Origin of the sequence: Paludisphaera borealis, from assembly GCF_001956985.1 — a bacterium.
GTDB lineage: Bacteria > Planctomycetota > Planctomycetia > Isosphaerales > Isosphaeraceae > Paludisphaera > Paludisphaera borealis.
In genome coordinates this window covers 1,800,525-1,822,166 of record NZ_CP019082.1, presented here as the reverse complement: position 1 = coordinate 1,822,166, position 21,642 = coordinate 1,800,525, and the positions used below count along the sequence as shown (strand labels likewise).

At 66.1% G+C, this 21,642-nt stretch carries 16 protein-coding genes; 9 read left to right on the top strand and 7 right to left on the bottom strand.

Translation table 11 applies throughout. The annotated features are described in order from the left end of the window. Positions 1-66: 66 nt before the first annotated feature. Together BSF38_RS07150 and BSF38_RS07145 are read left to right on the top strand one after the other, a co-directional pair. Positions 67-486, top strand: coding sequence for a response regulator (locus tag BSF38_RS07150; protein ID WP_076344293.1), 420 nt, complete (start codon positions 67-69; stop codon positions 484-486). 201 nt (positions 487-687) lie between these two features. Further along, entirely contained in the window at positions 688-1,836 is a 1,149-nt protein-coding gene (locus BSF38_RS07145) for a YncE family protein (protein WP_076344291.1), read from the top strand. Positions 1,837-1,854: 18 nt separating this feature from the next. Here the strand turns inward: BSF38_RS07145 and BSF38_RS07140 are convergent, their stop codons facing one another. From BSF38_RS07140 to BSF38_RS07130, 3 genes are all read right to left on the bottom strand, one after another. Next, positions 1,855-2,826, bottom strand: a complete 972-nt coding sequence (locus tag BSF38_RS07140) for a TlpA family protein disulfide reductase (protein WP_099091957.1) — start codon at positions 2,824-2,826, stop codon at positions 1,855-1,857. Positions 2,827-2,964: 138 nt separating this feature from the next. Next, the gene (locus BSF38_RS07135; protein ID WP_237170778.1) at positions 2,965-4,338 is read right to left on the bottom strand and encodes a glycosyltransferase family 4 protein; all 1,374 of its coding nucleotides are present in this window, start codon (positions 4,336-4,338) and stop codon (positions 2,965-2,967) included. Positions 4,339-4,575: 237 nt separating this feature from the next. Further along, positions 4,576-5,505, bottom strand: a complete 930-nt coding sequence (locus BSF38_RS07130) for an NAD-dependent epimerase/dehydratase family protein (protein ID WP_076344285.1) — start codon at positions 5,503-5,505, stop codon at positions 4,576-4,578. 459 nt (positions 5,506-5,964) lie between these two features. Between BSF38_RS07130 and glmS the strand changes: the two genes are divergently transcribed. Then, positions 5,965-7,806 (top strand): glutamine--fructose-6-phosphate transaminase (isomerizing), encoded by a 1,842-nt coding sequence (gene glmS / locus BSF38_RS07125; protein WP_076344283.1) that lies wholly within the window; start codon positions 5,965-5,967, stop codon positions 7,804-7,806. Between the two features lie 102 nt (positions 7,807-7,908). Here glmS and BSF38_RS07120 read toward each other — a convergent pair whose 3' ends face one another. Both BSF38_RS07120 and BSF38_RS07115 read right to left on the bottom strand, forming a co-directional pair. Then, on the bottom strand, positions 7,909-8,583 hold the full coding sequence (locus tag BSF38_RS07120; RefSeq protein ID WP_145952005.1) for a hypothetical protein: 675 nt from the start codon (positions 8,581-8,583) through the stop codon (positions 7,909-7,911). A gap of 205 nt (positions 8,584-8,788) precedes the next feature. Beyond that, complete coding sequence (locus BSF38_RS07115; protein ID WP_076344279.1) at positions 8,789-9,397, bottom strand: FHA domain-containing protein; 609 nt, start codon at positions 9,395-9,397, stop codon at positions 8,789-8,791. Positions 9,398-9,723: 326 nt separating this feature from the next. On the opposite strand from BSF38_RS07115, the gene BSF38_RS07110 reads away from it, so the two are divergent. From BSF38_RS07110 to BSF38_RS07100, 3 genes are all read left to right on the top strand, one after another. Continuing rightward, positions 9,724-10,602: a sugar phosphate isomerase/epimerase family protein gene (locus BSF38_RS07110; protein ID WP_076344277.1), complete on the top strand. Its 879-nt coding sequence runs from the start codon at positions 9,724-9,726 to the stop codon at positions 10,600-10,602. Positions 10,603-10,755: 153 nt separating this feature from the next. Next, the gene (locus BSF38_RS07105; protein ID WP_076344275.1) at positions 10,756-11,430 is read left to right on the top strand and encodes a class I SAM-dependent methyltransferase; all 675 of its coding nucleotides are present in this window, start codon (positions 10,756-10,758) and stop codon (positions 11,428-11,430) included. Between the two features lie 44 nt (positions 11,431-11,474). Then, complete coding sequence (locus BSF38_RS07100; protein WP_076344273.1) at positions 11,475-11,936, top strand: acyl-CoA thioesterase; 462 nt, start codon at positions 11,475-11,477, stop codon at positions 11,934-11,936. 25 nt (positions 11,937-11,961) lie between these two features. Here BSF38_RS07100 and BSF38_RS07095 read toward each other — a convergent pair whose 3' ends face one another. After that, complete coding sequence (locus tag BSF38_RS07095) at positions 11,962-13,848, bottom strand: sulfatase (RefSeq protein ID WP_168189327.1); 1,887 nt, start codon at positions 13,846-13,848, stop codon at positions 11,962-11,964. A gap of 347 nt (positions 13,849-14,195) precedes the next feature. On the opposite strand from BSF38_RS07095, the gene BSF38_RS07090 reads away from it, so the two are divergent. After that, complete coding sequence (locus BSF38_RS07090) at positions 14,196-15,122, top strand: 1-phosphofructokinase family hexose kinase (RefSeq protein WP_237170777.1); 927 nt, start codon at positions 14,196-14,198, stop codon at positions 15,120-15,122. A gap of 9 nt (positions 15,123-15,131) precedes the next feature. Here the strand turns inward: BSF38_RS07090 and BSF38_RS07085 are convergent, their stop codons facing one another. Next, positions 15,132-17,165: an RNA polymerase sigma factor gene (locus BSF38_RS07085; RefSeq protein ID WP_076344266.1), complete on the bottom strand. Its 2,034-nt coding sequence runs from the start codon at positions 17,163-17,165 to the stop codon at positions 15,132-15,134. 227 nt (positions 17,166-17,392) lie between these two features. Between BSF38_RS07085 and BSF38_RS07080 the strand changes: the two genes are divergently transcribed. Both BSF38_RS07080 and mfd read left to right on the top strand, forming a co-directional pair. Continuing rightward, positions 17,393-18,289, top strand: coding sequence for an ANTAR domain-containing protein (locus tag BSF38_RS07080; RefSeq protein ID WP_076344265.1), 897 nt, complete (start codon positions 17,393-17,395; stop codon positions 18,287-18,289). A gap of 73 nt (positions 18,290-18,362) precedes the next feature. Beyond that, a complete protein-coding gene (gene mfd, locus BSF38_RS07075; protein ID WP_076350657.1) occupies positions 18,363-21,635 on the top strand; it encodes a transcription-repair coupling factor in 3,273 nt (1,090 codons plus the stop codon). Positions 21,636-21,642: the final 7 nt, after the last annotated feature.

The window sequence follows — 21,642 nt, the reverse complement described above, 5'->3', positions numbered from 1 at the left end:
TCCCTGCTTCGTCCGTCCCTACCGCCGCTCGAAATCCCATCAGGAATTTCATCAGGTTGCAAACCTATGCACGATATGAGTAGCGTTCCGCCGGCCGCGGGCGTGACCTCGCGCCGCATCCTCGTCGTCGACGACAGCGTCGACGGGGCCCAAGCGATGGCCTTGCTCCTCAAGTACGACGGTCACGACACCCGTACCGCCCACAACGGTTGCGAAGCTGTCGCGGAAGCCCGCGCCTTCATCCCCGAGGTTGTCTTCCTCGACATCGGCCTGCCGGACAAGAACGGCTACGAGGTCGCCCGGGAACTCCGATCCGATCCCAGCCTCCGCGACGTCGTCCTCGTCGCCCTCACCGGCTGGGGGACCGACGAAGACCGCCGCAAAAGCAAAGAAGCCGGTTTCGACCACCACTTCGTCAAACCCGTCGACGTAGACGCCGTCGAATCGATGCTCCGGAACCTCGACCGCGCCCCGACGCCGTCTTGAACGCGGATGTGGTGGAATTCCCTTCTCCCCAGAGGGGGAAAGGCATGCTCGCGACAGGCTGTTTTGATGGCTTCCGGCGACTCGACCGCCAACCGGGCTAAGGGCTCGCTTGCGCGCGTCGAAGGCCATAGGATGATGCGACGATTCATCGACTGCACGCGGTGAACGCCCCACCCTGGCTCAGCCCCGGAGGAACCTTCCATGACCGTGTCCCCAAAGCCGCCATTCCGCGCCGCGTTCGCGAGCGTCTGGCTCATCGTCGCATTTGCATTCGCCGCGATGATCGCGCCGGAGTGTTCGGCCGCGGACGTTGCGAAGGTTGAACGCCGGCTGTACGTGGCCGCGCCGGGGCTTCGCGACTATCTCGAATACGGCGGCCACGGTCTGCTGGTCTTCGACGTCGACCACGACCACAAGTTCGTCAAGCGGATCGCCACGGCGGGCCTGAACGCCAGCGGCAAGCCCAACAATGTGAAGGGAATCTGCGCCAGCATCGCCACGGGCAAGGTTTATATCAGCACGATTCAGCAGTTAATGTGCCTCGACCTCGTCACCGAGAAGCTGCTGTGGGAGCGGTCGTACGAGGGGGGCTGCGACCGGATGTCGATGACGCCCGACGGCCGGCTGATCTACCTGCCGTCGCTCGAAGGGCCGTTCTGGAACGTCGTCAGCGGCGAGGACGGCGCGATCGTCGCCAAGCTGACGCTCGATTCGGCCTCGCACAACACGGTCGTCGGCCTGAAGGGGAACGAGGCGTACCTCGCCGGGCTGAAATCGCCGTTCCTGGCGGTCGTCGACACCAAGACCCAGAAGGTCGTCCGCAACGTCGGGCCGTTCGCGGCGAGCATCCGCCCGTTCACGGTCAACGGCCGGCAGACGCTCTGCTTCGTCAATGTCAACGAGCTGCTCGGCTTTGAGGTCGGCGACCTGACGACCGGGCGCAAGCTGGCGCGCGTCGAGGTTCAGGGCTTCGAGAAAGGCCCCACCAAGCGCCACGGCTGCCCCAGCCACGGCGTCGGCCTGACGCCCGACGAGAAGGAAATCTGGGTGACCGACGCCCACAACAGCCAGGTCCACGTCTTCGACGCCACGACCATGCCGCCCAGTCAAACGGCCTCGATCGCCGTCAAGGACCAGCCCGGCTGGATCACGTTCACGATCGACGGCCAGTACGCCTATCCTTCGACCGGCGACGTCATCGACGTCAAATCGCGCCGGATCGTCGCCGAGCTGAAAGACGAAACCGGCCAGCTCGTCCAGAGCGAAAAGATGATCGAGATCGACTTCCAGGACGGACGCCCCGTCAAGGTCGCCGACCAGTTCGGCCTCGGCCGCGTTGCCAATCCCTGAGCGACTTCTCGGGCGCGCCTACTCGCCTCGCTTGATCAGCTTGGCGAGGACGGCGTCGAGGGCGGCGCCGCGAAGGTCGAGGCGGACGATGTTCCCCTCGGGGTCGATCAGGTAATTCGCCGGGATCGAGCTGACGCCGAAGGCTTCGACGAGGTCGGCGCCGGCGGTGCCGTTGTGAAACTGGGCCCAGGGGAGCTTGCGGACCTTGACGAAGTCGACGACCGCCGAGCGCGTCTCGTCGAGGCTCACGCCGACGACTTCCAGGCCCGCGTCGTGGTACTTGCGATAGGCTTCCTGTTGCCTCGGCAGCTCGGCGATGCACGGGGCGCACCAGGTGGCCCAGAAATCGACGAGGACGTACTTGCCGCGCAGGGAGGCGAGCCGGACCGTCTTGCCCGAGAGGTCTTGAACCTCCAGGCTCGGCGCCGGCTTGCCGACGCGGTCGAGGCGGGCCAGTTCGCGAGCGACCTTGTCGCGGAGTTCGGTGCTGTCGGGGAACCGTTCGCCGACCGTCTGGTAGATCTGCCGCGCGACGTCGACCTCGCCGGCGGTCACGGCCGAGGCGGCGAAGGTCTCGGTGAAGCTCGACGCGAACTCCACCTGATCGCTCTTGCCGAGGCCGAGCATCAACTCTTTGTACCGCGCGAGGGCGTCGTTGAACTGCCCCGCCTGGGCCCGGGCCATCACAGAGATGATCTGCGCGAGCGCCTTGACGGGGCCGTCCGGGTCGTTCTTCAAGTAGAGCTTGGCGGATTCCTCATTCTCGGCGAACCAGTCGTGCTCGATCGCCTTGTTGAAGAGCGCCGCGTACGCCTGATCGCGGTCGTCGGCCTTGGGATTGCGCATCAGGTATTCGCTCAGCTCGCGAACCAGCGCGCGATCGTGGCGGCTCTGGATCTCGGCGACGCCAGCAGGCGTCGCCTGCCCGCTGGCCTGGACGGCCGCCGCGGCGATCAGGCCCATCGTTAAAAGAGTCTTTCCTAATCCCACGGCGCGATCCTCCCAGGGCTTGGACTCTGTCTCGTAAGGGGAGGGCGAGACTCCCGCCGAGCCGGGCGCGGACTCGGCGGGAGCCTCGCCCTCCCGTAATACGGGCTTGTGGAACAGACTCTTAGCGGGTGAGTCCGTTCACGAACGAGCTTGTGCTTGCAACCGGCCGACCTGCGTCATGACCGTCGCCAGGCTGGGGGCGGCCGCCGGCCGAGGGGCGGGCTTGGGCGTGCCGACCAGGCTGCGCATCAGCTCCAGCCACTGGAAGCAGCACGGCCCCATCTCATGCATCGTCAAGAACGCCTGCCGGCCCTTTTCGCCCATCTGGCGAGCGAGGTTACGATCCCGGCTGAGCTTTTCGAGGGCGAACACGACACCGTCGGCGTCGCCGTAGGAGACCGCGAAGCCCCCTCCCGAACGCCGGATCAGGTCGGCCGACTCGCAGTGCTGGGGACCGACGAAGAGGGAGGGGCGGGCCGCCGCCATGATCCCGTACAGCTTGCCGGGCACCACGATGCCCGTCATCTCGGGCCGCATCGAGATCAGATGGACGTCGGCCGTCGAGAGCGACAGGTGCAGCTCCTCGCGAGCCACGTAATCGAGAATCCGGATGTTGTCGAGCGTCTCGGCTTCCTTCGCCGCGCGGACTTCGGCGAGTCGCGGGCCGCCTCCCACGTAGAGGAAGACGATGTCCGACCGATCGCGGAGCCGGCGGGCCGCTTCGATGAACTCGTCGAACGTGTGGGCCAACCCGAGGTTGCCCGAGTACATGGCGACCAGCTCGTCGCGAAAGCCGAGCCGCTTACGGAGGGCGTTGCTCGCGTGGGCGACCGGATAAACCTCGTCGCGACGGCTCCAGACGGGGATGGTCGTCACCCGGTCGGGCCGCACCTTCTTCATCAGGATGCGGTCGGCCATGTACGGGCCGAGGACCACGACGCGATCGGCTTGCCTTAGCACGAAGTCGCTCAACCACGCCAACCCCTTGACGATTGGGTTGCGCGGCGACATCCGCTTGAGGGCGAGGCTGGCGTCGGGATGAAGGTCCATGCTCCAGCAGACGTGGGTCGTCCCCTTGAACCGCCTGAGCAGGGTCCCGACCAGGCCGATGATCGGCGGCGTCGTCAACGTCACGACGGCGTCGAACCTCGGCAGCCGCATCGCCTTGACGACGGCCCGAGCGTAAAAGCTCAGGTAGTCGGTCATCCGGCTGAGCGTGCTCTTGCGCCCCATCGACGTCGCCGGAACGCGATGGATGTGGACGCCTTGATGAATCTCAAAGGCAGGCGACACGGGATCGCCGGGCTTGTATCGGCTCTGGGAGCAGAGTACGTGGCACTCGAATCCGCGCGCCGCCAGCGACTCGGCGAGGTCGGTCAGGTGCTGGGCCGTGGACGCGTGATCGGGCCAGTAATATTGATTGATGAACAACAGCCGCTTACCAGCCACGTTCGCGGCTTCGGCCGGCGTCGTCGGCCGTTCGACGGAGGCGAATTCGTCGTCATGTCGCAAGGCTTCGTCGCCCGCCGCGTCCGGCAGCGCTCGTGCCGTCGGCCGAGCCTGATCGGGTCCGCCTCGGAACCATAGTTTCCGGTTCACCATCGAATGGGCCCCCCGGACCGTTGCGGCCCGCAAGAGAAGAAAGAGTCGCCGTCGCCGAGGAGGGATGAGGAGGGTTCGCCGGGCGTGCCGGGACGCGGCCGCGACGATCAGCGCGACGAACCCTTGAAGCAACCGTCGGAGCGTCGATCAGACGTTCGTGAACGGGTTCTGGAACGAGATCAGCTTGGCCGCGCGGACCAGCTCGGCGATGCCGCGGTCAAGGTCGATGGTAGTCTCGAAGCCCTTGCGGCGGATCTTCTCGTAGGAGACCTCGTAGTTTCGCTGGTCGGCGTCGGTGCCGACTTCGGCGAAGTGGAGGTAGTAGTCGACGTGCTCCATGATCTTGCGGGCGACGTCTTCCTTGGTGAAGTTCATGCTCTCGTGGCCGACGTTGTAAACGTCGTCCTTCACCTCGTCCCAGCGCTCGAGGGCGAAGATGAACGACCGGGCCATGTCGCGAACGTGGACGAAGGTCCGCTTGAACCCGCCCTCGTAGACGATCAGGTTGCGGTTCTTGACGGCCTGGTAGGTGAAGTCGTTGGGCATCAGGTCGAGCCGCATCCGGTTGCTGACGCCGAAAGCGGTCGCGTAGCGGTAGGCGATGCCGTTGCCGGCGTCGAGGACCAGTTGCTCGGCCTTCGCCTTGGTCTCGCCGTACAGCGTGATCGGGGCGCGCGGGGTGTCTTCGTTGCAGATGTAGTCGGGAATCGATCCGTAGATGCTTCCCGTCGAGGCGTAGAGGAACCGCGTGTCGGCGTTGCGGTTGGCCAGCAGCAGGGCGGTGCTGTCGACGTTGATGGCCTGGGCGAGCTGCGGCTCTTTCTTGCAGGCGGGGTAGCCCACGATCGCCGCGAGGTGGATGATCGCGTCGACGCCGTCGACGGCCTTCTTGACGTCGGCCTCGTTGCAGACGTCTCCGAGCATCAGCTCGAAGAAGCGGTTCTGGCAGCAGGGAAGCAGGCCCTGGCCGCCGAAACGAAGGTTGTCGAGGACTCGGACCTTGTGCCCCTGTTCGAGCAACATCGGAACGAGCGTTGAGCCGACATAGCCGGCGCCGCCGGTGACGAGGATTTTCATGGCAGGTGTTCCATCCTTGGTGGTTCGAGACGCGCCGGAGGACGTAGCCGATCGAGCGGGCGTCACGGGAGTCAGCTCAAGCGGCTGACGAGAGATGACGAGCTTTCATATCGCGCGCCAGGCCCCCGTCCATGTGGGCGTGTCAATAGGTGGCGAAACAGCGTCCGTTGCAGATCGAGGCAAGCTATACTTGGGAACGTTGAGAACTCGTAGGTCGGCTTCAGGAAGTCCCAGTGGCCATCCGGTGTTGGGACGTCCATGGAGCCGTCGCCCCAGTCTGTCGGGCGAAAGTATCGGCCAGATCGACCGGCGTGTCAACCGCATTTTTTCCGCGTTCCCTCAAGGTCGGACGCCGAGTTGACGGGGGCCCTGTCGAGTCGGTATTGGTGCAACGGATGACGCCGGAGTGGACGCACGACACGCGACGGCCGACGACGGCCGCGACAGGGAGCCGAATGCATGTGCGGAATCGTCGGTTACACGGGCTCTCAAGAGGCCAGCTCGATCCTTGTGGCCGGCTTGCGACGGCTGGAGTATCGCGGTTACGACAGTGCGGGGGTCGCGACCGTCGAGCACGGCGCCATCGAGATCCGCAAGCAGGCAGGCCGGGTGCGCGTGTTGGAGGAGCTGCTCCGCCAGCAACCGGTCAAGGCCCACGCGGGGATCAGCCACACGCGATGGGCCACGCATGGGCCGGCCACCGATCGCAACGCCCACCCGCACGTCGGCGGTCGCGAGGGCCGGCGGTCGGTCGCCGTGGTCCACAACGGCGTGATCGAGAACCACGCGAGCCTCCGCCGCGAACTGGAGCGCGAAGGCTTCGAATTCGTCAGCCAGACCGACACCGAGGTCGTCGCCCACCTGCTGGCGCGCGAGTTGGAGCGCATCGACGACCCTTATGAGGCTCTCCTGCGGATCTTGCCGCGACTCGAAGGGACGTACGGACTGGGCGTCGTGGCGGCGAACCGGCCCGGCGAGCTGCTGGGGGCGCGGCTGGGGAGCCCTCTGGTCGTCGGAGTCGGCGACGGCGAGCACTTGCTCGCCAGCGACGCCGTGGCGATCGCCCCGCACACGGCCAACGTGTCATACCTGCAAGACGGCGAGGTCGTCCGGCTGACGCCTCGGCAGTTCGAGGTCAGGCATCGCGATCGAGGATCGATCACCCCGCGCATCGACCGGATCGACTGGAAGCCCGACGCCGTCGAGCTGGGCGGGCACGCGCATTACATGCTCAAGGAGATCCGCGAGCAGCCCGACACGCTGATCGACGCCTGCCGCGGCCGGCTCGTCCGCGCCGAGGGGACTGCGCACTTCGGGGGTTTGAACCTGACCGCCAAGCAGCTTCGCCGCGTCCGCCGCGTGGTGCTGGCGGCGTGCGGCACAAGCTGGCACGCGGCCCTGGTCGGCGAATACCTGATCGAGCGGCTGGCCCATCTGCCGGTCGAGGTCGAGTACGCCAGCGAGTTCCGATACCGCAACGCCCCGCTCGACGATCGCACGCTGGTGTTCGTGCTCAGCCAGTCGGGCGAGACCGCCGACACGCTGGGCGCGCTCCGCGAGGCCAAGCGCCGGGGACATCCGACGCTGGCGATCGTCAACACCGTAGGAAGCACCATCGCCCGCGAGGCCGACGGCGGCATTTATCTGCACGCGGGCCCGGAAGTCGGCGTGGCGAGCACCAAGGCGTTCTCGGCCCAAGTCGCCGTCCTGACGATGCTGGCGCTCCACCTCGGGAGACTGCGGCAGCTTTCGTTTCCGGACGGGCTCACCGTCCTGCAAGCGATCGAGTCGGTGCCGGCGCTGCTCGGCGAAGTCTTGAAGTCAGAGCCGGCGATCGAAGCCGCCGCCGAGCGGATCGCGCCGGCGCGGAGCGTGCTGTACCTCGGCCGCGACCTCCATTTCCCGGTCGCGCTCGAAGGGGCGCTCAAGCTCAAGGAGATCAGCTACATCCACGCCGAGGGCTACCCGACGGCCGAGATGAAGCACGGGCCGATCGCGCTGATCGACCGCGAGACCCCCAGTGTGTTCATCGCCCCGCGCGGGTCGCTGCACGCCAAGACTCTGAGCAACATCGAGGAAGTGAAGGCGCGTCACGGATCGGTGATCGCCGTGGGGACGGCGGGCGACGACGACCTGGCCGGGCTCTGCGACGCCTTCCTGCCGATCCCCGACGCCCCCGAGGTCGTACAGCCGCTGCTGGCGGTGGTCCCGTTGCAGCTCCTGGCGTACCACGTCGCCCGACTTCGCGGCTGCGATATCGACAAGCCGCGCAACCTCGCCAAGAGCGTCACCGTCGAGTGACATTCGCTGGAGAAGCCTTCGAAAGGACGACGCGGAGTTCGGGTAAGCGAGTAGGCTCGCCCGAACTCCGCGTTGGTTGGATTTCGTCGTGAGGAGCGAGGCTCAGTTATTGCCGCCCGGGCGGGGTTCGAACTTGATCTCGAAGGGCGAGCCGAGAAGTTCGGTGTACTTGGTCTTCTGTTCGGGCGTCAGCTTGGCTTCGACCTTCGCGAGGGTTTCCTTGCGAAGCTCGCGAAGCTTGGCCATGGCGCCTTCACGGTCGTTCTGGCTGGCCTGGAAGATCTCGCGCATCTCCGCGTTCGACGCCTGGACGATCGAGGCGATCTCCGACTTCTGCTCGTCGGTGATGCTGAGCTTCTTCTGGAGATGCTCTTCCTCGAAGCCGTTCGCGCCGCTGACCTGAAGATTGATCTGATGGAGCCGCTTGAGCTGTTCGGGCTTGAGGAACTCGCCGGCCGCCTTGTGAGCCGACGCGTTGGCTTCGGTCATCAGCTCGCGCATCTTCTTGCCGCGCTCTTCCTGGCTGAGGTTTTGCAGTTCCTCGCGAGCGGCGGTCATCTTCTCACGCGCCTTCTCGCCGAGTTCCTTGGCCTTCTCCTTCTGGGAGTCGTCGAGCTTCAGCTCTTCCTGAACGCTCGTGTTGGAGAGGAGCATCGACAGGCCGCCCCGGCCACCGCCGCCGAAGCCGCCGCCGCCGCGCCGCTGCTGGGCCATGACGGGCGTCGCCATGAGGGCAGCCAGACCCAACGCCATCACCGACTTGCTGAGCATTCTCATCGCGTTCAACTCCCTGGGTAAAGAAAGATCCGCTCGCCTCGTTCCCTGGTCTCAACCTCCGCACGCCGGGGCTGACGACGTCATGACGAGAGCGAGCGCACCCCTCGATAGTGAGATAAGGCGACATCGCGGACGCGCCGGGCCCGGCCTTTCTCGACCGGGCGTTGAAAATCGCGCGCCGCTCACTTTCGATGGCGCAAGCAGTTCATGAAGGCTTAACGACTTCTTCCTCGATCAGCTTGAGGAAGTCGTCGTCATCGTCGTCGTTTTTCTTCTTGGGCTTGGGCGAGGTCTTCGACTTGAAGTGCTCCGGCACCTCGTCGTCGAAATCCACCTCGTCGGCGGAAGCCCGCTCGATCGTCGTGGGGGCGGTCTTGGGGCGAACGATCCGGGCTGGCCGGTCGGTGTCGGTGTCAAGCCCGGCCAGTTCCATCAGGGAATGCCGCTTGCGCTCGTCGATGATGTCGTCGTCGAGCACTTTATGCCGCGCGAGGAGCGCCTCGGGCCCGCTCGGGACATAGTCGATGGTGAACAGGTGGTCGGCGAATCCGACCTCGTCATCCGGCATGATCGCGTGCGGGCTGTTGAGCCGCGCTCCGTTGACGGAGGTGCCGTTGGTGCTCCCCCCGTCGCGCACGTGCCAGATGCCGTTGATGATGGTGAGGTAGGCGTGCTTGCCCGAGACGTTCTCGAAATCGAGACGGACGTCGCAGCCGGGCCGCCGGCCGATCACCAGTTCGGGTTTGACCAGGCGGATCGGATCGCCGCCGCCGACGGGCAACAAGGTTCCGTAATCGTCGCGGAGAGGCGGCATGATTCCTCCTCGATCTCGGGTCCCGGAATTCGCAACGAGCCGCGCTCCGGCTGCGCCCAAACGAGCCGGAACGGATCGCCGGCCGGCGGAGCGGCTCGTCCCGGACGGCGGCTCTCGCGGCAATTGGGAATCATACACGAGCCCGGACCATACTCTCAAGCGACACGCGCCAGTGGAACGACGATCGTTCGGCGCGGTTCGCTCTGGCGACGCGCCGAAGCTTGGGTTAGCCTCGCATCCTGGGAGAATCGACGGGGCCGCCCCGTCCTTCCTGGAGACCATCTGGAAAGCCCGTCGCCGACGGCTTGAAAGGATCACAAAGCATCATGGCAGCATCTCGAAGCCATCTGGCGCTGTCGCGCCGCGAACTCTTGACCAGGGGCCTTGGAGTCGCCGGCGCTCTGGCCGTGGGCCGGTCCGCGCTCGCGTTGTCCGCCGCCCTGCCGGAGTTCCTCGCGCTGGCCGCCCCCTTCAAGATCGGCATCCAGAGCTACTCGCTCCGCGGCTATACGAAGGACGGCAAAGCCGACCGCGCCAAAGCGCTGGCCGTCTCGCACGACCTCGGCGTCCATTTCTGGGAAGCCTATCCGGCCCACATTCCGATGACCGACGACCTCGACCAGATCCGGCTCATCAAGGATGAGATGAGCGCGGCCGGCGTCGAAACGATCGGTTTCGGCGTCATCCCGTTCCGCAAGGGCGATCCGGCCAATCGCAAGGCGTTCGAGTTCGCCAAGAATCTGGGCGTCTCCTACCTCTCGGCCGACCCCGAACCGGACAGCTTCGACGATCTCGACAAGCTGGTCGACGAGTTCGACATCGGCGTCGGCATCCACAACCACGGGCCGGGACACCGTTACGACAAGATCGACGTCATCGCCAAGGCGATCGAGAAACACCACGCCAAGATCGGCTGCTGCATCGACACCGGGCACTTCCTCCGCTCGAAGGAAGATCCGGTTCGCGCCGCCGAGGTCTTCGGCAAGCGGGTGTACGGCGTCCACCTCAAGGACGTCAAGGACGCCCAGCACTTCACGATCCTCGGCAAGGGCGATCTCAACACGCACGGCTTGCTCCGGGTCCTAAACGCCAACGGCTACAAGGGGCTGGTGGCCGTCGAGTACGAGGAGAACGAAAAGAACCCCGTCGATGACGTCCGCGCCTGCCTCGAAGAAGTCGAGAAGGTTCTTCAAGCCGGCCTCTGAGCGGATCGGAGCCGGCGAGGCCGCCCGCGCGGCCCGCGATTTGCATCGGCAGCCGTTTGTGACAACGGCGCGGCTGCCGGTGCCTCCGCCCGTCCTTGATGCGCCGCGGACGTCGTCCGACCTCGATCCTCATGATTGACGAGAGCGCCCACAATGATCCCACGCGAACTCGAACCCGAGTCGATGGAGACCGCCGAAGACGTCGAGCAATACGACGCGATGGATCACAGCGAGGTCAACAACCGGTTCGTCGCTGACTTCCTCGCGGCCCACGGTCCCTGCCGGGGGGGGGAAATCCTCGACGTGGGGACCGGCACGGCCTTGATTCCGATCACCCTGGCCCGCGCCGACTCCTACGCTCGGGTCGTGGGCTTCGACCTCGCGCCAGCGATGATCGAGCGGGCCGAACAGAACGTCGCCAACGCCGGTCTCGCCGACCGCATCCGGTGCATCCAGGCCGACGCCAAATCGGTGGGCGCAGCGCTTGACGGCATCCCGTTCGAGGCGATCGTCTCGAACTCGATCATCCACCACATCGCCGATCCGCGTCCGGTCCTGGCCTCGATGGTCGACCGGATTTCACCCGGCGGCACGCTGATGGTCCGCGACCTGGCCCGCCCCGACACGGAAGCCGAGGTCGACGCCCTGGTCGAGCGCTACGCCGCCGGCGAATCGCCCCAGGCGCGAGCGTTGTTCCACGCATCACTGCGAGCAGCCTTGACCCTCGACGAGATTCAGGCGATCGTCGCCGAGACCGGACTGCCGGCCAGTTGCGTCCAGAGGACGTCCGATCGTCACTGGACTCTGATCTGGCGGCGGCCCGCCTGACGCCACGCGACTCCACGCCCGACGCCCCAGGACCTCAGCTCCCGATGAACACGCCAACCGAGATCGATTCGCTGCTCCAGGGTTTCCCGGTCGTCGTCGTCCAGCCGGTCCAGTGGGGCGAGCAGGACGCGTTCGGACACGTCAACAATACGGTCTACTTCCGCTGGTACGAGTCGTCGCGGATCGCCTACGCGCAGAAAGTCGGCTTGATGGAGCTGCACCAGACCGAGCGAATCGGCCCGATTCTGGCGTCGGTCTCGACCGACTACCGCCGGCAGATCACGTTTCCCGACACTGTGCACATCGGAGCGCGGGTGAGCCGGATCGGCCGGGCGAGCTTCTCGATGGAGCACAAGATCTTCAGCCGCAGCCAGCTCGCGCTCGCCGCCGAGGGAACCTCGACGCTGGTCGTCTTCAACTACAAGACCAACAAGCCGCACGCCATGCCCGACGCCGTCCGCCGGGCCATCGAGAACCTGGAAGGCCGCTCGCTCTCGTCGGATTGAGCGGCCTTCGTAATAGAGGCGACGTTCACTCGCCGTTTTCCTGGACGCCCGTGACCTGCTCCATCAACTCGCGAAGTTGATGGAGATGCTCCTGGGCGTCGGCCAGGTCGGCCAGATCGTTGCTCTCCTCGGGGTCGTCGTGCAGGTCGTAGAGTTCTTCTCGGCCGTCGCCGTTGAGGATGTACGTGCGGCCGTTGGCGGTGATCGACCGCATCCTCCCACGCCGCGCCGGAGCGTCTTCCACTTCGGCGGGGACGTGATCGGCCCGGTCGACTTCGGAAAGCACGGGTTCGCTGAAATCGCGATCGGCGGCCGATGCGCTCCAGGTGTTCGCCAGCGACTTGCCGGCGAAAGTCGGAGCCGTCCCCAGATCGAGGAGGTCGAGGATCGTGGGGGCGACGTCGCGGAGGCTGACGGGCTCGGACACGACCGTTCCGGCCGGCGTTCGAGTCGGATGGACGAGCATCAGCGGAATGTGCAGCTCCGAGCGGTACAGGCTGACGCCGTGGCCCGCCAGACCGTGCTCGCCGAAGCCCTCGCCATGATCGGACGTCACGATCACGAGCGTATTCTGAAGCTTGCCACGGCTCTCCAGTTCGGCCAGAAGTCGGCCGATCTGGCTGTCGAGGTAGACCAGGCAGTCGTCGTAGGCGTCGCGCGCCAGATTGGCGGCCGACTGGGCCTCGCCGCCGGCCTTGGTGAACCGACGCTCGGCCTCTTTCGGAGGCTGGTACGGGTCGTGGACGTCGAAGTAATTCAAGAACATGAAGAACGGCTGATCGCCTTTGTCCGAGAGCCAGGCGAGAGCGTCTCGATTGATCATGCCCGCCGTCTTGCGATACCGGAAATCGACCGGCGCGGCAGCCCGCTTGATGACCGCCTGGGCCAGCTTAGACGTCACGACGTAGCGACCCAGACGCGAGCTGCGAAGCACCTCGATCGGGGTGACGGTCGCGTTCTCGTAGAAGTCCTCGTAGTGGTCGAACCCGCGATCGAGGCCGTACCAGGCGTTGCAGTTCTGCGTGTTCGCCACGAAGCCGCCGGTCGCATAGCCGCGGTCCGCGAGCTGCTCGGCCAGCGTCGGAAACGCGCTGTCGAGCGGCCGCCCGACGTCGGCGGACAACTCGAACGGCCACCGGCCCGTGAATAATGACGCGTGCGAGGGCAACGTCCAGGGCGCGGTGGAGCGAGCGTGCTTGAACAGGACGCCCTCGCGTGCGAGCCGCGCCAGGTTCGGCGTGGTGTCGCGCTCCGCCCCGTACGGCGTCAGCGAATCGGCGCGAACCGTGTCCAGCACGATCAAGACGACGTTGGGAGGGCCGACGGCCGCGACCGAGGCGACCGACGGGCCGCGATCGACTGGCCGGTTTGTAGAATAGACATCAACACCCGCGATTGCCAGAATCAGTCCCGCGCCGAGAATCGCGGCCCGAGGCGCGATGCGGAGAAAGGTCGACCGCCGCTTCGTGAGGAACTTGGTCGTCACGCACGCCAGGCCGATCGCGAGGACCACTTCGGCCGTCTTGTGAAGGGTGGGGATCGCCGAAACAAGCGACCAGGCCGTCAGATACGCATAGAGGAAGAACACGACGCGGCCGGTTCGAAGGCGGGGAATTCGGGCCGTCGCGACACAGAGCACCAGCGCGGAAACGGAGAAAAGCACGAGGTTGGAAAGCGGAGTCATCCAGAAATAATGCCAGTTGGTGCGCAGCGTATCGTACGTCACCCGGCCCATGAGCTTCACGGCGGCGAGCGTGCCGCCGAGTTCCAGCAGGCCGGTCGCGACTCCAAACCACGTTCCCACCACGAACAGCTCGGACAGACTGAGGCTGAGCTTCCCCGGCGCTGCGGAGTCGCCGCCGTCGGTAGGCTGGCGCGAGCGCGCCAACGACTTCCAAGGCCATGCCGCCATTGTCATCCTCCTTGATGAAACGGCGCCAACCCGAATTTCGCGGATCAGCGGGGCGAACGGGGCCGACCATCCTTGGTCATACCCGACACCCTATCTTGCGTCAAACCACGTCGGACTCGTCCCCGTATTCTTTAGGAATTGCGGAACGGCCACGTAGAGGACAACGCAAGTCGGCGAGAAAAGCGCGCCCAGATTGCGCCCGAACATCTCGCCGCCACGAAATTTGCGTCGTCCCATTGCTCTCCGGTCCGATCCCAGCAGAATAAGGAAGGCCGAGAGGCGGCGTCGGTCCGTCCGGCTTTTGAACTTTCGTTCACCGGCGGGTAGGGCGTCTCATGATTCTGTGCGTGACGTTGAATCCGTGCCTGGACAAGACCTTGACGACGCCCGCATGGAAGCCCGGCGACTCGGTGCGCGGGCTGTCCGTACGCGAAGTGGTCGGGGGCAAGGGGAACAACGTGGCTCGGGCGCTCAAGCGGCTGGGACGCTCGGCCCGGCCGGTCACATTTCTCGGCGGCTCGGTCGGCGAAACCTGTCGCGCCATGCTGAAGCAAGACGACGGACTCGACCTGATCGCGATCGAGACCGAAGCGCCGACGCGGGTGATCCTCACCGTCTTGACGCAAGGGACCACCGATCAGACGGCCTTCTTCGACCCCGATCCGAAAATCCAGCCTGAGGAAGCCAAGGCCCTGACAGCTCGGGTCGAGAAGTCGCTCGCCCTGCCGGACGTGGAGGCGCTCACGCTTTCAGGATCAAGCCCCTCGGCTGCGACCCACAGTCTCTACAGCGACTTGATCGGGCTGGCCCACGCGCGGGGGATTCCCGTCTTTCTCGACACTTACGGCCCGGCGCTCGAAGCGATCGGCGCGTTCTGGCCGACGGCGATCCAGCTCAATCGTCGCGAGGCCGCCGGACGGCTGCGGAAGCCGTCCGTGACCGACGCCGACGTTCTCGGACTGCTGGCCGACTGGCGAGGTCGCGGGGTGACGTGCGGAATCGTGACCGACGGTCCCGACCCGGTGCTGATCCAGTACGAGGACCGACAGTACCGGGCCGCGCCGCCGTCGATCGAGGTCGTCAATCCGATCGGCTCGGGGGATTCGATGCTCGCCGGGCTCGTCGACGGCTGGTTGACCGGCGGCGAGCCCGAGACGATCGTCCGCCACGCCATCGCCTGCGCCGCGGCCAATGCCTCGGTCTGGGACGCCGGGGCCGTCGATCCCGAAACCGTTGAACGGCTTGAGGCGGAAATCAAGTTGGAGCCGATCTGACCGGCCGCGTCATTGAAAACCGCCGCCCTTGGGCCGCTGGTTCGCGGCGTTGAGCGCCGCCGTCAGGTCCTTGATCTGCTGGAGGAGCGTCTGGACCTGCTCGGGGGTCATGGACGAGCCGGGCGGTGCAGTCGTCACGTCATGCACTGAGTCCTTCTGGTCGACGAGTTTTTTCATCTGATTGATGCTCTGGAGTTGTGCGAGCAGGCTCGCCATTTCGTCCTCGGTCAGCTCACCTCGCTCCGCTTTCATCTGTTTCTCAAGGAGCGGCGACATCTTCACCATCGAGGGGCCGAGCTTGGAATCCTGCGAGTCGCTCGACGTGATGACGAGGAGTCCGTCGTCGACGAAGTAGACGAGACCGATCTGCTTGAGCATCAATTGCAGGGTCCGCCGCAACGGCACGCCGTCCAGATCGAGGCTGATCGGCGACGTCATGGTCTTCTCGGCTTCGCTGAGTCCGATCGGGTCGACGTAGATCGGGATGCCGACATGGTCTGAGCCCTGGGTCGCCTGCTTGATGTACTTGAGGATGTCTTCCAACGGAGTTTCGTTGGGGAAGTTCATGGCGATGGTTTCTTCGAGCTTGGCAAGGATCGCCACAGTTCGCGGACTGACCTCAGGCTCGTCGCCGCCGCTCGCCGAGTTCGAGGTCGGTGGCTGGCTCGCCGGCTCGACGCGACTCTTCGCCAGCATGAACTTCGCCTCGGCGGTAAACGCCCGCACCTCGTCCAAGGTCGTCGACCTCTTGATATTGCCGTCGCGCTGCCGGACCTGGAGCCCCGCGAGGGTGCCCATGCGGTCGTAATGAGCCTCGTACGCGGCAGTACGCGCGGCCGGCGTCGTCGCGTCGTCGAGCCGAGCGTCGAGCAGGAGTCGCGAGGCCCGGTAGACGCGATCGGGCTGAACCTGTTTCTCGCGGTACTCGTCGAACGTCGTCTGGAATGCCTGCTCGGCGGCCTCGGTCAGTTGCTTGCGAAGCGCCTCGGGCTCGTCACGAAGGTGAGCGAGATCGGTCGACCGAGGTGCGGAGGCCTCGCCCTCGGGCGCCTCGCGAACGGGGACTGGGCGATCCGCCGCAGTTTTGGCTTGTGGCGGCTCGCTCTCGGGCTTTGGAGTTTCCTCCGCCGCGACGGCCGGCGACGGCTGGCCCGGATCGGGCTTGTCGTCCTCGGCCTGCTGGCGGCCGTAGACGCCGGCGCCGGTGACGGCGAACCCTGAGAGCATAACCAGGGCCGCGACGATTTTCAGTTTGCTGAACAACATGGCTGTGAAGACTCCCCGTACGAGATCAGCGACGGACGTGGAAACGACGGCGTCCCAGGGTCGGCCGTCCGCGATCCGCATCGAAGCGCGGAGCGCGGCGGCGACCAGTGATTCGGAAGGCGCGGCCTGAAGTGAGGCGTCGAGGGCGAACGATCCTGCGACGGCCCCCGCCGCCGACGTGATTCCTCGGCGGCTGAGCCGCGAGCCCAGCAGCGTCCGCGCCCGGGCCAGCCGGCCCTTGACAGTACCGATCGGCCAGCCGAGCTGGCGCGCGGTCTCTTCGTGGGTCAAACCCTGGAGATAGCAAAGGGCGACGGGCGCCTGGTACTTCCAGGGGAGCCGGTCGATCTCCTGATCGAGCACCGCGCGCAGCTCGAATTCGCCGTCGCGCGAGGCGGGAGCGGGCGCTTCCAGATCCAGGCTCGTCCGCTCCCGCTGCAACAGCCGCTCGCGACGGACGCGGGCGCGCCGTGCGACTTTCAACGCGACGCCGTGCAGCCAGGCCGCGATGACGTCGCTCGGGCCCAGGGTTCGCGCCCGGCGGATCAGCACGAGGAACGTCGCCTGAAACGCGTCGTCGACATCGTGCGCGTCATCGAGGATGCGACGACACACGCCGAGGACCATCGGCCCGTACCGCGAGACCAGCAGCTCGAACGCCGCCTGATCGCCGTTCCGGGCGAAACGTTCCAGGAGCTGCCATTCCGTCAGGCCGCTCAGCGAACCGGACTCGAAGAGTCTCTGAATCTGCGGTGCAATCCAGGCGTCTCGACTCATTATCGCCTCCGCGCTGTCAAGGCCAACACCTTATCATGCAGGGGGCTGGGCGTTCGGATACAAAAAACCAAAGAAATGGCTCCAGCTTCCAAGCTTACCGGATGCAAACGACATAAGGAGTTGCCGAAACCCGGCCGAAATGGTAAGCATGGCGACGGCGAGTCGACTATCGCGAGAGCGGTTCGCAGTGCACGCTCGGCGGTTTCAGCACGGAGGCGATCACCCGGATGGATCCAACCGCGCAGAGAATCTGGTTCGTGGGCGACCTGGGAGACCCCTGGGTCGCCGACATCGCCGAATCACTCCCGGACCTGGTCCCGTTCCATTGCGAGTCCCAGGGCGAGCAGCTTCCGGATCAACTCTTTGACGCCGCCGCCCCCGCGCGCGTTCTCGTACTTCATCGTTCGCGTCTGACTCCGGCCGACGTGGCCCGACTCGAAAACCTGCGAAGGACGCTCGGCCCCGAGCGCTGGCCGCGGATCGTGCTCTGCGTCAGCCCTTACGTGCGGTACGCCGAACTGGAGTGCTGCGCGAACCTCGTCGACCTGATCCTTCCCGAGGCGACCGCCCGCGAGACGCTGCCCCGCGAACTGGACCGCCTGCTCGGTCGAATCGCGGCGCCGAGGCCCGACGTCGCGACGAATCCGATAGGCGTCGAGGTCGTCAGCACCGATTACGAGGTCCGAAGCCTGCTTCGCGAAGCCTGCCTCCGCGCGGGCTACCAGGCGAGCGACTCCCCGACGTTTCAGACACCGGCGGATCTGACCGTCTGGGATGTGCCGGTCCTCGAATCGCGATGGACCGAACAGCTCGAACGGCGCAGTCGAGGCGGACCGGTCGTGGCGCTTCTCGGTTTCGCCGACCGCGCGGCGGTGACGGCCGCCCGCGACGCGGGGGCCTCCGCCTGCCTCGACCTCCCGTGCGCGATCGACGACTTGATCCACGTTCTCGACCGACTCGCGACGGAGTCGCCGATCCCAACCCGCGTCGACTCCAACGCGCGCGGCCAGCTTCCGCATGCGTTCCCCCCTCCGCACACGATCCGGACGCGCCGAGGCCGGACGATGGTCTCCGAAGCGGACCGCCGAGAGCGCGATGTGGCCGGAGTCGTCGGCGACGCCTAGAATACCTTCCGGTCCCGCGAACTGAAGTCGACGCGGTTCAACCAGCCCTTCTTCTCCTCGGGACGTGCTCGCGATGCCCAGGCTCTCGCCAAGACGGTCCGCCGCGACGCCCCCGGCGGCGAGCGAGCTGAAAGACCTGACCCGCTCGATCCAAACGGCCTCGGGCTTCCCCGAGGTGATCGCGGCCCTCAAGAACGGCCAGGCCGCGACGATCGACGGCGCCTGGGGGTCGGCCTCCGGGCTCGTCTCGGCCGCGCTCGCGTTGCACGCGCCGACGACGCTGATCATCGTGCTCGCCCACGTCGGCGACGTCGACGACTACCGCGACGACGTCGCCGTTTTCTCGGGGATCACGCCCGAAGTCCTCCCCGCCTGGGACAAGCTGCCCCGCGAACAAGACGCCACCGACGAGGTCTTCGGCAACCGCCTCCGCGTCGTCGGCCGGCTGGCCGGCGGGTTGCCGCCGCGCGTGGTGGTCACGTCGATGCAAGCGTTGCTTCAGCCGGTTCCCAGGCCCGACGTGCTGCGGCGGATGTCGCGCCGGCTCGAAGTCGGCGACGCCGTCGCGATCGACGAGCTGGGCTCGTGGCTCATGGAGCGCGGGATGGTCCGGGCCGAGGTCGTCGAGATCCCGGGCGAGTTCAGCCTCCGCGGCGGCATCTTCGACGTCTTTCCGACGGATTCCACCGACCCGGTCCGCGTCGAGTTCTTCGGCGACGAGATCGAGTCGATCCGCCCCTTCGACCCCGGCTCCCAGCGCTCGCTCGATCGCTGGCAGTCGGTGACGATCACCGTCCCGCCCAGCTTCAACGACGCCAATCTTGACAGCTTCGGCCCCGCCACCGACGCCTTTCCCGAGGGGACCTGGATCGCGCTCCTGGAGCCCGCCGACCTTCGCGAGGAAGGACGGCACTACCTGGCGCGAGTCGAAGACCCGCGCGGGCTCTACTCGGTCGAGAGCACGTTCGAGCGGCTGGTACGACGGCCGACGATCGCCCTGTCGGTCCTCGCCGCCGACTCGCTCGAAGCGACCTGCCACCTGCGGATCGAGAGCGTCGAGCGGTTCTCGGGCGAGCTGACGAAGGTCAAGGACGAACTCGAAACGGCGGCGGCCGGCGACCGGGTCTTGATCGCCTGCCACAACGCGGCGGAAGTCGAGCGGCTCGGCGAAGTCTTCGCCGACACCGAGCTGGCGCGGGCCGGCCGGCTCGATCGCTGCGTCGGCCGCATCCGGGCCGGCTTCCACATGGTCGACGCGTCCACGCTGGTGATCGCCGACCACGAGCTGTTCGCCCGCGCCGACGTCCGCCGCACGACCAGCCGACGGCGGTATGAGAGCCGGGCGATCGACAGCTTTCTCGACCTGAACGAAGGCGATCTCGTCGTTCATGTCAACCACGGGATCGCCCGTTACCTGGGCCTCCAGTTCGTCGACAAGTCGGACGAGCACGCCGAGGAGACCTTGCTCCTCGAATTCGCCGAGAAGACCAAGCTCTACGTCCCGATCGCCAAGATCGATCTGGTCCAGAAATACATCGGCGGCGGCAAGGCGACGCCGCCGCTCTCGAAAATCGGCTCGTCGGCGTGGGACAAGCGCAAGAAGCGCGTCGAAGAGGCCGTAGTCGACCTGGCGCAAGAGCTACTCGACATCCACGCCCAGCGCGCGAGCCAGCCGGGCTTCGCGTATCCCGCCGAGGACAGCCACTGGATGGCCGAGTTCGAGGCGGCCTTTCCGTTCGACGAGACGCCCGACCAGCTCGCGGCGATCGAGGCCGTCAAGGAAGACATGGCCGTGACCAAGCCGATGGACCGCCTGATCTGCGGCGACGTCGGCTACGGCAAGACCGAGATCGCCATCCGCGCGGCGTTCAAGGCCGTCGACGCCGGCAAGCAGGTCGGCGTGCTCGTGCCGACGACGATCCTCGCCGAGCAGCACCACCGCAGCTTCAGCGCGCGGATGGGCGAGTTCCCGTTCGTCGTCGAGGTCGTCAATCGGTTCCGGCCGAAATCCGAGATCAAAGATGTCCTCAAGCGCACGGCGGCCGGCGGCGTCGACATCCTGATCGGAACCCATCGCATCCTCCAGAAGGACGTCGGCTTCAAGGACCTGGGCCTGATCGTCGTCGACGAGGAGCAGCGGTTCGGCGTCGAGGACAAGGAATGGCTCAAGACGCTGCGATCGACCGTCGACGTCCTGACGCTCTCGGCCACGCCGATCCCGCGCACGCTGCACATGAGCCTGCTGGGCATCCGCGACATCTCGAATCTCGAAACGCCCCCAGCCGACCGCAAGGCGATCGAGACCCGGATTCTCCGGTTCGACCCCGACACCATCAAGCGCGCGATCCATCGCGAGCTGAACCGCGACGGCCAGGTGTATTTCGTCCACAACCGGATCCACGACATCCAGAACATCGTCGACAAGATCCAGGCCATCGTGCCCGAAGCGCGGATCTGCATAGGCCACGGCCAGATGACCGGCGAGGCGCTCGAGCGGACGATGCTCGCGTTCATCCGCCGCGATTTCGACGTCCTGGTCGCCACCACGATCATCGAGAGCGGGCTCGACATCCCCAACGTCAACACGATCTTCATCAACGAGGCCGACAAGTACGGCCTGGCCGACCTCCACCAGCTTCGCGGACGGGTGGGACGCTTCAAACACCGTGCTTATGCCTACCTGTTGCTCGAATCCGACCGACCCGTCACGCCCAACGCCGTCAAACGGCTCAAGGCGATCGAGGAATTCACGTCGCTCGGCGCGGGGTTCAAGATCGCGCTCCGCGATCTGGAGATCCGGGGCGCGGGGAACATCCTGGGCGCCGAGCAATCGGGCCACATCGAGAGCGTCGGCTATGAGCTGTATTGCTCACTGCTGGAATCGGCCGTGCGGTCGGCGACGAAGCAGCCGAACAAGCCGCTGTTCGACTGCTCGGTCGAGCTGAAATGGAAGGCCTACCTGCCGCGCGACTACGTCCCCGGCGCGCGGGTGAAGCTGGAACTCTATCGCCGCCTGGCCCGGCTCCGAACCCTCGATCACCTGTCCGACTTCCGCCAGGAGCTGAACGACCGTTTCGGGCCGCCGCCGCGACCGGCCGAGAACCTGCTCGCCGAAGCCGAGCTGCGCATCCTCGCCGGCAACTGGAAGCTCGACCGAATCCACGTCGAGGGCGAGTACGTCGTCTTCACCTACCGCGACACCCGCCGCATCGAGACCCTCGCCCGCCGCAATAAAGGGCGGGTCCGGGTCGTCGACGCCAAGAAAGCCTACGTCCCACTCGGCGAAGACCCGCTGAAGACTCCCCAGATCGTCGCCGTCGTCAAGTCACTGCTTAGCACGAAGTAGCTGCGAA

Excerpts from the sequence above, each read along its gene's own strand:
- BSF38_RS07110 (WP_076344277.1), top strand. The coding sequence starts at position 9,724 with ATGGCAGCATCTCGAAGCCATCTGGCGCTGTCGCGCCGCGAACTCTTG.
- BSF38_RS07150 (WP_076344293.1), top strand. The coding sequence starts at position 67 with ATGCACGATATGAGTAGCGTTCCGCCGGCCGCGGGCGTGACCTCGCGC.
- BSF38_RS07100 (WP_076344273.1), top strand. The coding sequence starts at position 11,475 with ATGAACACGCCAACCGAGATCGATTCGCTGCTCCAGGGTTTCCCGGTC.
- BSF38_RS07080 (WP_076344265.1), top strand. The coding sequence starts at position 17,393 with ATGGATCCAACCGCGCAGAGAATCTGGTTCGTGGGCGACCTGGGAGAC.
- BSF38_RS07115 (WP_076344279.1), bottom strand. The coding sequence starts at position 9,397 with ATGCCGCCTCTCCGCGACGATTACGGAACCTTGTTGCCCGTCGGCGGC.
- BSF38_RS07105 (WP_076344275.1), top strand. The coding sequence starts at position 10,756 with ATGATCCCACGCGAACTCGAACCCGAGTCGATGGAGACCGCCGAAGAC.
- BSF38_RS07095 (WP_168189327.1), bottom strand. The coding sequence starts at position 13,848 with ATGGCGGCATGGCCTTGGAAGTCGTTGGCGCGCTCGCGCCAGCCTACC.
- glmS (WP_076344283.1), top strand. The coding sequence starts at position 5,965 with ATGTGCGGAATCGTCGGTTACACGGGCTCTCAAGAGGCCAGCTCGATC.
- BSF38_RS07145 (WP_076344291.1), top strand. The coding sequence starts at position 688 with ATGACCGTGTCCCCAAAGCCGCCATTCCGCGCCGCGTTCGCGAGCGTC.
- BSF38_RS07130 (WP_076344285.1), bottom strand. The coding sequence starts at position 5,505 with ATGAAAATCCTCGTCACCGGCGGCGCCGGCTATGTCGGCTCAACGCTC.
- BSF38_RS07085 (WP_076344266.1), bottom strand. The coding sequence starts at position 17,165 with ATGAGTCGAGACGCCTGGATTGCACCGCAGATTCAGAGACTCTTCGAG.
- BSF38_RS07120 (WP_145952005.1), bottom strand. The coding sequence starts at position 8,583 with ATGAGAATGCTCAGCAAGTCGGTGATGGCGTTGGGTCTGGCTGCCCTC.
- mfd (WP_076350657.1), top strand. The coding sequence starts at position 18,363 with ATGCCCAGGCTCTCGCCAAGACGGTCCGCCGCGACGCCCCCGGCGGCG.